This window comes from Sinomonas cellulolyticus, from assembly GCF_014656475.1.
GTDB classification, from domain to species: domain Bacteria; phylum Actinomycetota; class Actinomycetes; order Actinomycetales; family Micrococcaceae; genus Sinomonas; species Sinomonas cellulolyticus.
The window spans coordinates 48,241-61,507 of sequence record NZ_BNCM01000015.1 but is presented as its reverse complement, the minus strand read 5'-3'; the positions used below and the strand labels follow the sequence as shown (position 1 = coordinate 61,507).

12 protein-coding genes are annotated in these 13,267 nt (G+C 70.6%); all 12 read left to right on the top strand.

Translation table 11 applies throughout. The features are described from left to right. Positions 1-67 precede the first annotated feature (67 nt). The 12 genes from IE231_RS15835 (at position 68) to IE231_RS15780 (ending at position 13,244) form a co-directional block, all read left to right on the top strand. Positions 68-1,489, top strand: coding sequence for an FAD-dependent oxidoreductase (locus IE231_RS15835; RefSeq protein ID WP_189694960.1), 1,422 nt, complete (start codon positions 68-70; stop codon positions 1,487-1,489). A 55-nt stretch (positions 1,490-1,544) separates the two neighbouring features. Continuing rightward, on the top strand, positions 1,545-1,991 hold the full coding sequence (locus tag IE231_RS15830) for a pyridoxamine 5'-phosphate oxidase family protein (RefSeq protein WP_189694959.1): 447 nt from the start codon (positions 1,545-1,547) through the stop codon (positions 1,989-1,991). Between the two features lie 30 nt (positions 1,992-2,021). Further along, positions 2,022-2,777 carry an IclR family transcriptional regulator gene (locus IE231_RS15825; protein ID WP_229867235.1) on the top strand — a complete coding sequence of 252 codons (756 nt, stop codon included), beginning with the start codon at positions 2,022-2,024 and terminating at the stop codon, positions 2,775-2,777. 105 nt (positions 2,778-2,882) lie between these two features. Then, on the top strand, positions 2,883-4,586 hold the full coding sequence (chcC1, locus tag IE231_RS15820; protein WP_189694957.1) for a 4-oxocyclohexanecarboxylate 2-dehydrogenase: 1,704 nt from the start codon (positions 2,883-2,885) through the stop codon (positions 4,584-4,586). Beyond that, the gene (locus tag IE231_RS15815; RefSeq protein WP_189694956.1) at positions 4,583-4,888 is read left to right on the top strand and encodes a Dabb family protein; all 306 of its coding nucleotides are present in this window, start codon (positions 4,583-4,585) and stop codon (positions 4,886-4,888) included. The genes chcC1 and IE231_RS15815 overlap by 4 nt, the downstream gene beginning before the upstream one ends. Then, positions 4,885-6,261, top strand: a complete 1,377-nt coding sequence (locus tag IE231_RS15810) for an MFS transporter (RefSeq protein WP_189694955.1) — start codon at positions 4,885-4,887, stop codon at positions 6,259-6,261. The genes IE231_RS15815 and IE231_RS15810 overlap by 4 nt, the downstream gene beginning before the upstream one ends. Before the next feature lie 18 nt (positions 6,262-6,279). Then, positions 6,280-8,022 carry a 4-oxocyclohex-2-ene-1-carboxylate 5-dehydrogenase gene (gene chcC2 / locus IE231_RS15805; protein WP_229867233.1) on the top strand — a complete coding sequence of 581 codons (1,743 nt, stop codon included), beginning with the start codon at positions 6,280-6,282 and terminating at the stop codon, positions 8,020-8,022. Beyond that, positions 8,019-8,798, top strand: coding sequence for a trans-4-hydroxycyclohexanecarboxylate dehydrogenase (gene chcB1 / locus IE231_RS15800; RefSeq protein ID WP_189694954.1), 780 nt, complete (start codon positions 8,019-8,021; stop codon positions 8,796-8,798). The genes chcC2 and chcB1 overlap by 4 nt, the downstream gene beginning before the upstream one ends. Further along, entirely contained in the window at positions 8,799-9,548 is a 750-nt protein-coding gene (gene chcB2 / locus IE231_RS15795; RefSeq protein ID WP_189694953.1) for a cis-4-hydroxycyclohexanecarboxylate dehydrogenase, read from the top strand. An 11-nt stretch (positions 9,549-9,559) separates the two neighbouring features. Beyond that, entirely contained in the window at positions 9,560-10,348 is a 789-nt protein-coding gene (locus IE231_RS15790; RefSeq protein ID WP_189694952.1) for an IclR family transcriptional regulator, read from the top strand. A gap of 261 nt (positions 10,349-10,609) precedes the next feature. Beyond that, on the top strand, positions 10,610-11,947 hold the full coding sequence (locus IE231_RS15785; protein WP_201896865.1) for a cytochrome P450: 1,338 nt from the start codon (positions 10,610-10,612) through the stop codon (positions 11,945-11,947). Then, on the top strand, positions 11,940-13,244 hold the full coding sequence (locus IE231_RS15780; protein ID WP_189694950.1) for an NAD(P)/FAD-dependent oxidoreductase: 1,305 nt from the start codon (positions 11,940-11,942) through the stop codon (positions 13,242-13,244). Before IE231_RS15785 ends, IE231_RS15780 begins: the two co-directional genes overlap by 8 nt. Positions 13,245-13,267: the final 23 nt, after the last annotated feature.

Below are 13,267 nucleotides of genomic sequence, written 5' to 3'. Positions count from 1 at the left end.
ACGGGTCCAGAAGTGTCCCAGTGCGTCGCTAGGATGGAATCACCTCCTCAAGGAAACGGTGGCATCCATGGATGTACTCGAGTTCGACGACGTGTTCATCGGCTGGGGCAAGGGCGGCAAGACGCTCGCCGGGGTCCTCGGCCGGGCGGGACGACGCGTCGCGATGGTCGAGCAGTCCGAGGCCATGTACGGCGGGACGTGCATCAACATCGGCTGCGTGCCGACCAAGGCCCTCGTGTACGCCTCCCACCTCAGCCACGACGGCGGCGACGCCGCGCACTACACCGACTCGATCGAACGCAAGGATGAGCTCACCGCGGCCCTGCGCAGCACCAACTTCTCGATGCTCGACTCCATCGACAGCGTCACCGCGATCACGGCCCGCGCCGAGTTCGTCGGTCCCAAGCGCGTGCGCCTCACGGCCGGCTCCGAGGAGAAGGAGCTCACCGCAGAGCGCTTCTACATCAGTACGGGGTCCCTGCCCGTTGTCCCCGACCTCCCGGGCCTGTCCGAGGGTGGCCAGGTCCTGGACCCGCGCGTCCACGTGTCCACGGACCTCATCTCCGAGAGGAACCTGCCGCGCAGGCTCCTGATCGTCGGAGGCGGGTACATTGCCTACGAGTTCGCCTCGATGTACGCCGGGTTCGGCTCCGAGGTGACCATGGTGGACCGCTCCCCCATCCCGCTGCGGCATGAGGACCGCGACGTCGCGGAGGCCGTCGCATCAGTCCTCGCCGGCGACGGCGTGCGGTTCCTCCAGGGAGCCCGCGTGGCCGGCGCGGAGGGCGGCGCCGCGACGCACGACGGCGCTCCGTCGCCTCTGCGCGTGAGGATCGCCTCCGCGTCCGGGCAGCTCGCGACGGTGGAGGCGGACGCCGTGCTGCTCGCCTTGGGACGCGCGCCCGCGACCGAGGGCCTCGGCCTCGACAAGGCAGGCGTGGAAATAGACGGGCGCGGCGCCGTCGTCGTCGACGAGTACCTCCGCACGACGGCACCGGACGTGTGGGCGCTCGGCGACGTGAACGGCGGCCCGCAGCACACCTACGTCTCCCTCGACGACCACAGGATCGTCCTCGCGCAGGTCCTGGGCGGTCCCCACCGCACCACCACCGACCGCACGACGATCCCGACGACCACGTTCGTGACGCCGCCGTTCTCCCGGGTGGGCCTCACCGAGGAGCAGGCACGCGAGCAGGCCGCCGAGCGCGGGTGGGACGTCGGCGTGGCGTCCAAGGAGGTCGCGAAGATCGCCGCGATGCCCCGGCCCAAGACGGTCCGCGATCCCCGCGGGCTCATCAAGGTGGTCGTGGACAAGAAGAGCGGGACAATTCTCGGCACGACGCTCTTCTGCGTCGACTCGCAGGAGGTCATCAACCTCATCTCGTTCGCCATGGACCATGGGCTGCCGTACACGGCGCTGCGGGACCGCATGTACACCCACCCGTCCTCCTCGGAGGCGTTCAACGAGGTTCTCGGGGCCATCTCCTGACACCGGATCCACGACCAGATCTCCGGCCGAGGGGCCGGGAAGAGAGGGGAACACGATGCTGTTCGACCACGACAACGACGAGCCGATCCGCGTCCTGACCGACGCCGAGAGCTGGGAGCTCCTGGACAATGCCCGCCACGGGCGGCTCGCCACCGCCGCCGCGGGCGAGCTGGACATCGTGCCGATCAACTTCAGGGCCTCGGGCAGCAAGCTGTACCTCAAGACGACCCCGGGCACCAAGCTCGCGGAGCTCACCATCCACCCGCAGGTGGCGTTCGAGGCGGACGGCATCCTGCAGGACGAGGCGTGGAGCGTGGTAGTCAAGGGGACTGCACGTGTCCTCGAGAGCTCCGAGGACATCGCCGCGGCGGAGGCCGCCAACGTCGAGACCTGGATCCCCACCGAGAAGACCGTCTACGTCGAGCTGGTGCCCACCTCGATCGCCGGCCGGCACTTCCTGCTCGGCGCCGAGCCGGAGCAGACCACCGCACGGGACTACTGAGACGTGGCGAACTCGCCCTCGGGTGAATCGATGGCGCACCGGATCATCCGGGTCATCGAGGCATTCGACGGCGAGCACCGCTCTCTGAGCGCGGCCGAGCTCGCGCGCCGCACGGGGCTGCCGAGCAGCACGGCGTACCGGATCGTGGAGGAACTCCTGGCCGAGTCGGTGCTCGAGCGTGACGGGCAGCTGCTCCGTCTCGGCACCCGCCTGTGGGAGCTGGTCTCGCGCAGCTCGAAAGTGCTCGGCCTGCGCGAGGCTGCGCTCCCGTTCATGGAAGACGTGCAGGCGGTGGTGGGGCACCATACGGTCCTGGGGATCATCGAGAAGAACGAGGTGCTCTACATCGAGCGCATCGGCTCGAACGAGTCGACGATCAACATCACCAAGGTCGCGGGGCGGCTTCCGATCCATGCCACGTCAACGGGCCTGGTCCTCACCGCTTTGGGGCCGGCGGAGGACCAGGAGCTCCTCCTGCGCCGTCGCCTGAAGAGGTACACCGACACCACCACCACCGATCCGGACGAGCTCCGGCGCGAACTCGCCGAGGTCCGCCGGATGGGCTACAGCGTCATGGCCGGCACCATCGTGCAGGAGTCCACCGGTGTCGCCGTGCCGATATTCAATGCCGACGGGAAGGCCATCGCCGCGCTCAGCGTCGTGATCCCCCGCTTGGGCGGCCCCCTGCAGACGTCCATCACCGCCCTCCAGACGGCGGCCCGAGGCGTTTCCCGTGCGCTCGGATGGGACGGGACGCTGCGCGACGCGGTGCGGAGGAGCCTGTAGCGCACAGGATGATCTTCCCGATCATCGGGAAAGTGTGATCCATAAGACACCCTCCGATGGGACTCTCGATTCCAGCCAGTTCACCCGGCTCGAAGGAGAGTCATCATGAAGTACCTCGTCGGTTCCCCGCGCAGCACGTACGACGTCGTCGTCCTCGGCTCGGGCGCGGGAGCCCTCACCGCCGCCGCCACCGCGGCGCACTCGGGCAAGTCAGTCCTCATCCTCGAGAAGGCGCCCCTCCTCGGCGGCACGAGCGCCATCTCCGGCGGCATGCTCTGGATCGCCGCCAACCACCATGCGCGCCACGCCGGTTTCGAGGACTCGGTGGACAAGGCGCTCGAGTACGTCCGCGCCGTCTCCCGTGGCCGCGGCCGCGAAGAGCTCTTCGCGGCCGCCGTGAACCACGGCGACTCGATGCTCGGCTTCGTCGAGCAGGAGCTCGGTGTCAGGTTCATCTACCTCGACAACTTTCCCGACTACCGTCAGGACCTCCCGGGCTCCGTGGACGGAGGCCGGACCATCGAGCCGCAGCTGGCAAACATCGACCAGCTCCTCGGCGACCTCGCCCAGCATGTCCGCTCCGACGGCCGCGCACCGTTCACCATGCAGGAATACGAGGACTGGGGCGCATTCACCCGCTTCCCCTGGGGCGAGCTTGACGCCCGCGCCAAGGCCGGGCTCGTCGCAAAGGGCCGCGCCCTCGTTGCGATGCTGCTCGCTGCTGCGATCCGCGAGGGCGCGCACGTCGCAGTCGAGGCACGCGGCGAACACCTCGCCTACAGCGGTCAGGGGGCCGACGACGGCGGGCGCGTCACCGGCGTCGTGCTCGCGTCCGGCGAGCGGATCGACGCGACGGAGGCCGTGGTGATCGCGACCGGCGGGTTCGAGTGGGACCACACGCTCGCCGACTCCATGCTCGCGAGCCGCCTCTACACGATGTGCTCCCCGCCCACCAACGAGGGCGACGGCCTGCGCATGGCGCAGCGCATCGGTGCGCAGACGCGCGGGACGCGAGAGGCCTGGTGGGCTCCCATGTCGATCACCGGGGACACGCGTGACGGCCAGCCGATCGGCACGCTCCTGCGGTTCGAGCGCCAGGGCCCGGGCTCGATCATGGTCAACCGGCACGGGAAGCGCTTCGCCAACGAGTCCCAGAACTACAACGACCTCGCACGTGCGCTCCAGTCGTGGGACTCCCCCAACAACACCACGCTCAACACCCCGGCACACGTGGTCTTCGACCAGTCGTACCTCGAGCGGTATGGGGTCCTGTCCCACCGCGCGGGCGAGCCGACGCCGGACTACCTCATCGAGGGCGCAACGCTCGAGGAGCTGGCCGCGAAGATCGGCGTGCATGCGGAGAATCTCGTCGCGACCGTCGAGCGCTTCAACGCCCTCGCGCAGAAGGGCGAGGATCCGGACTTCCACCGCGGCGAGACCGCCTACGACAAGTACTGGGGCGACGCCGCCAACGCGTGGCCGAACCCGTCCCTCGGCCCGCTCGAGCGGGGACCGTTCTACGCCCTCGAGGTCGTCAACGGCGCCTTCGGCACGAACGGCGGCATCGCGACCGACGGAACGGCGCGGGTGCTCGACGTCGACGGCGCGCCCATCACCGGCCTCTTCGCCGTGGGCAACGCGACCGAGAGCGCCTACGCCTCCGGGTACCCGGGCGCCGGCGCGACCCTCGGGCCGCTCATGACCATGGGCTACCTCGCCGGCCGCACCATCGCAGGGCAGGCCGCGGCGCACGACGGCGAGGCCTCCTCCGCGGCCGGCCTCGCCGACCTCGCGGGAGCCGCGCGATGATCCGGCACGCCGTCCTCTTCAAGTTCAAGCCGGACTTCCCGGCAGAGCAGCGCGAGGCCTGGACCGCCGGGCTGGACCGCATGCGCGGCAACATCCCCGGCCTCATCGCCCTCACGCACGGGCCGGACGTGATCCGGTCCGAGCGGGCCTTCGACTACGCGATCGTCGCGGACTTCGAGTCGGTGGCCGACATCGAGGTGTACAACACCCATCCCCTCCATGAACCGCTCAAGAAGTACTCCTTCCCCAACAGCGAGCAGATCATCTCCGTCGACTTCGAGATCCCCAAGGACACCCCATGAGCAACGTCGCTCGTACCACCCAGGCCGGCCACGCGCCGTCGTCCGCCGCCTCAGGCGCCCACGGCCACCGCAAGACGCCGCGCAAGGCCGCACTCGCCTCGTTCCTCGGCTCCACGCTCGAGTACTACGACTTCTTCATCTACGGAACCGCAGCGGCACTCGTGTTCCCGGCCCTGTTCTTCCCGGCCGACAACCCCACTGCGGGGCTCGTGGCCGCGTTCGCCACGTTCGGCGTCGCGTACGTGGCCCGCCCGCTCGGGGGTATGGTCATGGGCCACTTCGGCGACCGCCTCGGCCGGCGGAACGTGCTCCTCGTGACGCTCTCGCTCATGGGGCTGGCGTCGCTCGGCATCGGCTTCCTCCCGACGTACGACGCAGTGGGGCTCCTCGCGCCCGTGCTCCTGACCCTCGGCCGGCTCCTGCAGGGCTTCTCCGCGGGAGCTGAGTCGGCAGGCGCCTCGACACTCACGCTCGAGCACTCGCCCGAGGGGCGCCGGGGCTTCTTCACCTCGTTCGTCATGACCGGCTATGCGTCCGGCATGGTGCTCGCGACCCTCGTGTTCGTCCCGATCACGGCGCTGCCCAAGGCCGACCTCATGTCGTGGGGCTGGCGCGTCCCGTTCTGGTGCTCGATCGTGGTGCTCGCGATCGCCTACTGGGTCCGGACCCATCTGGAGGAGACGCCGGTCTTCGAGGAGGCCAAGGACGAAGGAGAGGTTCGCAAGCTGCCCCTCGGCCAGGTGCTGCGCTACCAGGCCGCGGACGTGGTGCGCGTCCTGTTCATGTCGATCTTCTCGGTCATGCAGACCATCTTCACGGTCTTCGGCCTCTCCTACGCGACGGCCCATGGCGGCCTCGACAAGGGCGCGATCCTCACGATCAACGCCGTGACGATCGGCCTGTCGATGCTGGTCATGCCCGCCGTCGCCGCGCTCTCCGACAGGATCGGCCGCAAGCCGCTCATGATCACCGCCATGGTCGGGTGCACCGCCGCACTGTTCGCGTACTTCTGGGCACTCGGCACGGGCAACCTCGTCCTCGTGTTCATCGTGAGCTTCGCGTTCATGACCGTGCTCTACTCGGGCTTCAACGGCGTCTGGCCAGGCTTCTTCGCCGAACTGTTCGCGGCCCCGGTCCGCTACTCCGGCATGGCGCTGGGCAACCAGCTCGGCCTCCTCGTGGCGGGCTTCGGCCCGATGATCGGCGGCTTGCTCATGACCTCGGGCCCCACCGGCTGGGTCCCGGTGGCTGTCTTCGGCGCGGCCTGCGCGCTCGCTGCGGTGATCGCCGCCCTGACCTCGCGGGAGACCGCCCACACCCCCATCGACGAGCTCGGCGAGCCCTACCTGGCCGCGACGAGCCGCGGCAACTGAGACGGAACGGACAGCACTGTGAAGCAGAACAAGACCATTGCCTGCGACGTCCTCGTGGTCGGGTCCGGAGCCGCCGGCATGGCGGCCGCCCTCAAGGCCGCCAGCCAGGGCCTGAGCGTGATCGTCGCCGAGAAGGAGCAGTACTTCGGCGGCACGACGGCGATCTCCGCCGGCTGGGCTTGGGTGCCCGGCAACAAGGCGGGGGCGGCCGCCGGGGACACGCGTGAGGAGATCGAGACCTACCTGAAGAACCTCGCCCCCGACACGTACAACGCCGACGGCGTGGCGCAGTTCCTGGACACCGTCCCCGAGGCGCTGGACTTCTTCGAGCGGGAGACCGACGTCGAGTTCGTCTACCCCGAGAAGGCGCCCGACTACCAGATGGACCTCCCGGGCGCGCGGCTCGGCGGCCGCGCCATCCTGCCCAAGGACACGGATGCCCGGATCCTCGGCGACAAGCGCCTGCTCATGCAGCCGTACATGTCCTCCTACACCGTCTTCGGGTACATGCCCCAGGTGGGCCCGGACATCAACGAGTTCTTCCACGTGAACCAGTCCGTGAAGTCGTTCGTGTACGTCGCGAAGAAGCTCCTGCGCACGTGGTTCGACGCCGCCCGCTACCGCCGCCCCGTGCTCCGCTCCAACGGCAACGCCCTCATGACCCTCATGGTCAAGAGCGCCTACGACGCCGGCGTGCGGATGTGGAAGTCCTCGCCCGTGCTCGAGCTCACGAGGGGCGACGACGGCGCCGTCACCGGCGCGGTCCTCGGCGGGGAGCACGCGGTGCGGGTCGAGGCGAAGCTCGGCGTCGTCCTCGCCGCCGGGGGGTTCTCGGGGAACACCGAGCTGCGCAGGAAGTACTTCCCGCACGACGCAGCAGGCGACGACCACTTCACTCCCACCGTGGGCCACGGCGGCGACGCCGCCACGATGGCCCTCGCCGCGGGTGGCCGGATCGACGACGCCGTCTCCTCCGTGGGCTCGTGGGCGCCCGTGACCGTGTTCCGCTTCCGCGACGGCCGCCAGCGCCTCTTCCCGCACCTGCGTGCGATCGGCCTGCCGGGCCTCATCGCGGTGGACCGCCACGGTAAGCGGTTCGGCAACGAGGCCCTGAGCTACCACGACTTCGGCGGCCAGATGATCGCCCACAACGCCGGCGAGGACAAGACGTTCGGCTGGGTCATCGCGGACGAGAAGACGATGCACAAGTACGGGATCGGCTACGCCAAGCCGTGGCCCATGCCGCGCGGCTACTTCTACAAGATGGGGTACCTGGTCAAGGGGAACACGCTCGAGGAGCTCGCGGGCAAGATCGGCGTCAACGCCGCGGGCCTCAAGCAGACGGTGGCCGCGTTCAACGAGGGCGCGCGCGCCGGCGTGGACCCGGAGTTCGGTCGGGGCTCGACCGAGTACAACCACTTCCGCGGCGACATGGAGCACAAGCCCAACCCCAACCTCGCTCCCCTGGACAAGGGCCCGTACTACGCGGCCAAGATCCAGATGGGCGATCTGGGCACGTTCGCGGGCATCGCCGTCGACTCCGACAACGTGGTGGTGACCGAGGAGGGTACCCCCATCCCCGGCCTCTTCGCTGTCGGGGCCGCCGCGCGCAGCGTGTTCGGCGGCGGCTACCCGGGCTACGGCTCCCACATCGGCGCGGCGCTCGTGTTCGGGTATCGGGCGGGGCGCGACATCGCGCGGCTGGCCGCGGCCCGGGGTGTGGAGCGGGCACTCGAGGTGACGCAGGAGGCGGCACGATGAGCCTGGTATCGGACCGGGTCGGCGGCAAGGTTGCCCTCATCTCGGGCGCGGCCCGGGGCATGGGCGCCTCGCACGCGCAGGTCCTCGCAGCGCACGGCGCGAGCGTCGTCATCGCAGACCTGCTCGAGGACGAGGGGCGGGCCCTCGCGGAGAAGATCAACGCCGAGTTCAACGACGGAACGGACCGCGACGTCGCACTCTTCGTCCATCTGGACGTCACCGACTACGAGAGCTGGACCGCGGCGGTGAGCGCCGCCGTCGAGCGCTTCGGGACGCTCGACGTCCTCGTGAACAATGCCGGAATCTTCACGCGCGGCAGCGTCGAGGACGCGGACGTTGACGAGTGGCGCCGCACGATCGAGATAGACCTGACCGGGAACTTCCTCGGCATGAAGGCCGCCGTGCCGGCCATGAAGGCCGCGGGCGGGTCGATCATCAACATCTCCTCCATCGCGGGGCTCGTCGGGTTCAAGAACCGCGCGGCGTACGCGGCCGCGAAGTGGGGAGTCCAGGGACTTACCAAGACGAGCGCCATGGACCTCGGCCCGTACAACATCCGGGTCAACTCGGTGCATCCCGGCTCGGTCAAGACGCCCATGACCGCCGGGCTGAAGCGCGGCTTCGGGCAGATCCCCCTCGGCCGCGACGCCGAGACACAGGAGATCTCGGACCTGATCGTGTTCCTCGCCTCGGACGAGTCGAGCTTCATGACCGGGGCGAACCTCGCGATCGACGGCGGCGAGACCGCCGGCAACAACCTCCGCCAGGACGCCTGAGTGGATGGAGCATTCGCCGGGAAGACGGCAGTCGTGACCGGAGCGGCGTCGGGCATCGGCGCCGCGACGGCGCGGCTGCTCGCCGAGCGGGGCGCCGCCGTCGTGATCGGGGACGTCGCGGAGGGCGCGGACGACGTCGCACGCTTCCTCCGCGGCGCTGGCCACCGCGCGCTGTGGGTGCGCACCGACGTGACGGACGAGGACTCGGTGGCCGCGCTCATGGACCGCGCGGCCGCCGAGTTCGGCTCGCTCGACGTGCTCGTGGCCAACGCCGGGATCGCCGAGCCGAAGGCGCCGCTGCACGAGCTCGACGTCGCCGCCTGGCGCCGCGTGATCGAGATCGACCTGACCGGCGTGGCGCTGTGCGGCAAGCATGCCCTGCGGCACATGTCCGCGGCCGGCTCCGGGGCGATCGTCAACGTCTCCTCGATCCTCGGCACAGTCGGGCAGCCGAACAGCTCCTCCTACTCGGCGGCGAAGGCCGGTGTTGCGAACCTGACACGGTCCGCGGCCGTGACATACGCCGCGAGCGGGATCCGGGTCAACGCCGTCGCGCCCGGGTATGCGGACACGCCTCTGGTCGCGGGGCTCCCCGCGGACGTGCGGGCCACGATGGCCGCGAGGCAGCCGATCGGGCGGCTCGCGCGGCCCGAGGAGGTTGCCGAGGCCATCGCCTTCCTGGCCTCGGACGCTGCCTCGTTCGTCGTCGGCGCGGTGCTCGCCGTCGACGGCGGCTACACCGCCGTCTGATACGAGGGACCATGGCTGAGCCGACCCGTGACTCCATCATCAGCCGGGTGGTGCGGATCCTCAGCTGCTTCGACCGCAGCACGTCGGCGCTGAGCCTGAGCAGTCTCGCCCGGCGCTCGGGGCTGCCGCTCACCACCACGCACCGGCTCGCCGACGAGCTGCTCCGCCACGGGCTGCTCGAGCGCGACTCCGCGGGCGATCTCCGGCCCGGTCTGCGCATGTGGGAGCTCGCGAGCCGCGCCTCGCACGCGCTGACGCTGCGGGAGGCCTGCCTGCCGTTCATGGAGGACGTGCAGGCGGCGGTCCACCACCACGTCACGCTCGCCGTGCTCGACCGCGGCAGCGCCCTGTACGTCGAGCGGCTCTCCGCGCCCGAGTCGCCGCTCGACGCCGCCAACATCGCCCAGCGCATGCAGCTGCACGCGTCATCGAGCGGGCTCGTCCTCCTCGCGTTCTCCGAGGCCGCAGTCCAGGCCCGCGCCCTCGCGGGGCCGCTCGAGAAGATCACGCCCGAGACCCTCACCGACCCGGCCGCGCTGCGCCGCACTCTGGCCGACATCCGCCAGAAGGGGTTCGCGGCTCCGCCCGGAATCGGGCGAACCGAGTGGATCGGCGTGGCCGTGCCCGTGTTCGGTCCCGACCGGACGGCCGAGGGCCCCGTGATCGCGGCCGCCCTCAACGCGATCGTCCCGCGCACGGACGCGGACCTCGTGCCGCGCGTCGTCGTCGCCCTCACGACGGCGGCCCACGGCGCCTCCCGCGCCCTCCGCGCCACGTCCGGCCAGCCGGCGATCCCTTAGCCCGGCCGCACCGAGGAGTCACGCCTGCGTCAGTGACTTCTCGACCTTGCGGATGTGGCTCGTCGAGCGATCGTCGCGCGGTGCCGGCCACCAATTCTTCCGACTACCGGAAGGGTGCCTGTGATCGTGTCCGAAGTCAGGACAGACTCGATGCAACGACGTGATCAGCGTCACGGGAGGCGGCGCAGCAGCCGCCCCCGACGTCCCCTTGAAACCGCACCGCGTGCAATGCCGCACGCCTGCGGCCGGAAGGAGGTCATCATGACCATAACCTGCCCCTTCACCGGAGTGGCGGCCGACGCCGCCGGTGACGCCCCCAGCGCTGGCGGCCAGAACGGCGTCGTGCGCACCGAAGCGCCCCAGCTGCCGCCCTACTCCCACGAGCTCGAGTGGCCCGCGGGCCTCGAGCCCTTCAAGGTCGTCGATGACGGCAGCCAGGGCGACCCGTACGCGCATTACCGCTGGATGCTCGAGAACGCGCCGGTGCTGCGGGCGGCGTCGCCGGTCTCCGACGTGTGGTTCATCTCCCGCTTCGAAGACGTCCGCAAGGCGCTCCGGGCGCCGAAGGTCTTCTCCTCTGATGTGGTCAAGCCGGTCCCGCTCACGTTCCTGACGCTCATGGACTCGCCGGACCACGGACGGCTGCGCCAGATTGTGGCGAAGGCGTTCACGCCCAAGGCGATCAGCCTCTTCGAGGGCCGCATCCGGGAAACGGCGGAGCAGCTCCTCGACGGGCTCATCGCGCGCGGCGGCGGGGACGTCGTCGAGGACTACGCGATCCCGCTGAGCATGTCCACGATCAGCGCCCTGCTCGACGTGCCGGCCGAGGACTTCGAGAAGATGAAGTTCTGGTCCGACGAGACGTTCAGCTACTTCGGCCGTCTGGCGCGCAACGCCCCGGGCACCGGCACGGACGAGGAGAGCGCGCACGCGTTCTTCGCGTACCTCAAGGACACGATGGAGCGCCTCCACGCGGAGGGCAACGAGTCCGTGGGCGGGCACATCGCACGCATGTGGAAGGAGGGGCAGCTCTCCGAGAAGGAGGCCAAGGAGCTGTGCGCGTTCGTGTTCATCGCCGGGCACGACACGACGACGATCCTGCTCGCCAACGCGTTCCGCGTCGTCGCCGAGCAGCCGGACCTCCTTGACCGCCTCCACGCCGAGCCCGCGGACGCCGAGGCATTCGTCGAGGAGCTTGCCCGCTACCGCGGCACCGTGCAGCGGGTCTCTCGGATCACGACCGAGGAGGTCGAGGTCGCGGGGGTGACCCTTCCGAAGGGCGCAATCGTGCGCCTCATGCCCGCCGCCGCCAACCACGACGCCGCGAAGTACCCGAACCCCGGCGTGTTCGACATCGACCGCGACACCACCGGCCACCTCGGGTTCGGCCACGGCGTGCACGCGTGCCTCGGCGCGCCGCTCGCGCGGCTCGAGACGCGCGTGACAGCTGAGCTCCTGGGCCGCCGCCTCGCGCACGCCGCGCTGGACCCCGCGCACGAGATCGAGTACGTGCGCGGCAACAACCTGACCAACTCGGGACCCGAGCGCCTCGTCGTGACGCTCGCGGCCCGCAACACCCCGGAGGGACACCATGAGTGAGACCGCACAGCCCACAGGACCCGCCGTGGTCATCGTCGGATCCGGCCATGCCGGCGTGGGCGTCGCCGCGGGCCTGCGGTCGCGCGGATGGGAAGGCAGAATCGTCCTGGTCGACGCCGAGGGGCAGCTGCCCTACGAGCGCCCGCCGCTCTCGAAAGACCTCCTCGCTCCCGGCGCGCCGGCCGAGCCCGTGCCGATGCGCAAGGCCTCGTGGTTCGAGTCCCGCGGGATCGAGCGGGTCCAGGGGACCGCCGCCTCGATCGACCGCGGCCGCCGCGAGGTGCGGCTCGCGGACGGCCGGGCGCTGCCCTACGCGAAGCTCGTCCTCGCCACCGGCTCGACGCCGCGCCGACTCACCGTTCCCGGCTCCGACCTCGACGGCGTCCTCATGCTCAAGACCCTCCCGGACGCCCGACGCCTCGCGGCCGAGCTCGCGCCGGCCCCGGCCACCGAGGCCGCGGCGCGGCACGTCGTCGTCATCGGCGCGGGGTACATCGGGCTCGAGGTCGCCGCCGCGGCGGCGAAGCGCGGCTGCTCGGTCACGGTGCTCGAGTTCCAGGACCGGGTCATGAGCCGCGTGACGAGCGCGCCCGTCTCGCGCTTCTTCGAGGACCGGCATCGCGCGGCCGGCGTCGAGTTCCGCTTCGGAGCCGCCGTCACCGCGATCGAGGGCCCCACTTCCTCCGACGGCACCGGCCGCGTCGAGTGGGTCGTGACCGCCGACGGCGCGCGGCACCGCGCCGACGTCGTCATCGCCGGGATCGGGGTGGTCCCCGAGCAGGGTCTCGCGGCCGGGGCCGGGCTGGAGGTCTCGGACGGAATCCTCGTCGACACCGCCGGCCGGACCTCCGACCCGGACATCTACGCAGCCGGCGACGCCACCCGGTTCGCGAGCCTGTACGACGGCGCGAGCCAGCGCCTCGAGTGCATCCAGAACGCGCGGGCCCAGGCCGAGGCCATCGCCGCGGACATCACCGGCCACGAGCCGCCGGCGCCTGAGGTGCCGTGGTTCTGGACCGTCCAGCACGGCGTCCGGCTGCAGACCGCAGGCGTCCGGCACCCGGACGACGAGGTGATCCTGCGAGGCGACCCCGAGAGCGGGAAGTTCTCGGTCGTCTACCTGCGGGCGGGGCGGATCGCCGCCGTCGACACAGTCGGCTCGCTCGCCGACTTCAACGCCGGCAAGCGGCTCGTGGCCCGGCGCGCCGTCCTCGACGCGAACCTCGCCGCCGACCCTGCCCTCCCCCTCGACCAGGCCGCTGTCCTCGCCGAGGAGTCCCTCGAGCCCGTCCTCTGAGCGGCCGCCTTCCCGGGCACGCC

What these genes read in the sequence shown, in the direction of transcription:
- IE231_RS15790 (WP_189694952.1), top strand. Translation starts at nt 9,560, where the DNA reads ATGGCTGAGCCGACCCGTGACTCCATCATCAGCCGGGTGGTGCGGATC.
- IE231_RS15830 (WP_189694959.1), top strand. Translation starts at nt 1,545, where the DNA reads ATGCTGTTCGACCACGACAACGACGAGCCGATCCGCGTCCTGACCGAC.
- chcC1 (WP_189694957.1), top strand. Translation starts at nt 2,883, where the DNA reads ATGAAGTACCTCGTCGGTTCCCCGCGCAGCACGTACGACGTCGTCGTC.
- IE231_RS15835 (WP_189694960.1), top strand. Translation starts at nt 68, where the DNA reads ATGGATGTACTCGAGTTCGACGACGTGTTCATCGGCTGGGGCAAGGGC.
- IE231_RS15825 (WP_229867235.1), top strand. Translation starts at nt 2,022, where the DNA reads ATGGCGCACCGGATCATCCGGGTCATCGAGGCATTCGACGGCGAGCAC.
- IE231_RS15815 (WP_189694956.1), top strand. Translation starts at nt 4,583, where the DNA reads ATGATCCGGCACGCCGTCCTCTTCAAGTTCAAGCCGGACTTCCCGGCA.
- chcB1 (WP_189694954.1), top strand. Translation starts at nt 8,019, where the DNA reads ATGAGCCTGGTATCGGACCGGGTCGGCGGCAAGGTTGCCCTCATCTCG.
- IE231_RS15810 (WP_189694955.1), top strand. Translation starts at nt 4,885, where the DNA reads ATGAGCAACGTCGCTCGTACCACCCAGGCCGGCCACGCGCCGTCGTCC.
- IE231_RS15785 (WP_201896865.1), top strand. Translation starts at nt 10,610, where the DNA reads ATGACCATAACCTGCCCCTTCACCGGAGTGGCGGCCGACGCCGCCGGT.
- IE231_RS15780 (WP_189694950.1), top strand. Translation starts at nt 11,940, where the DNA reads ATGAGTGAGACCGCACAGCCCACAGGACCCGCCGTGGTCATCGTCGGA.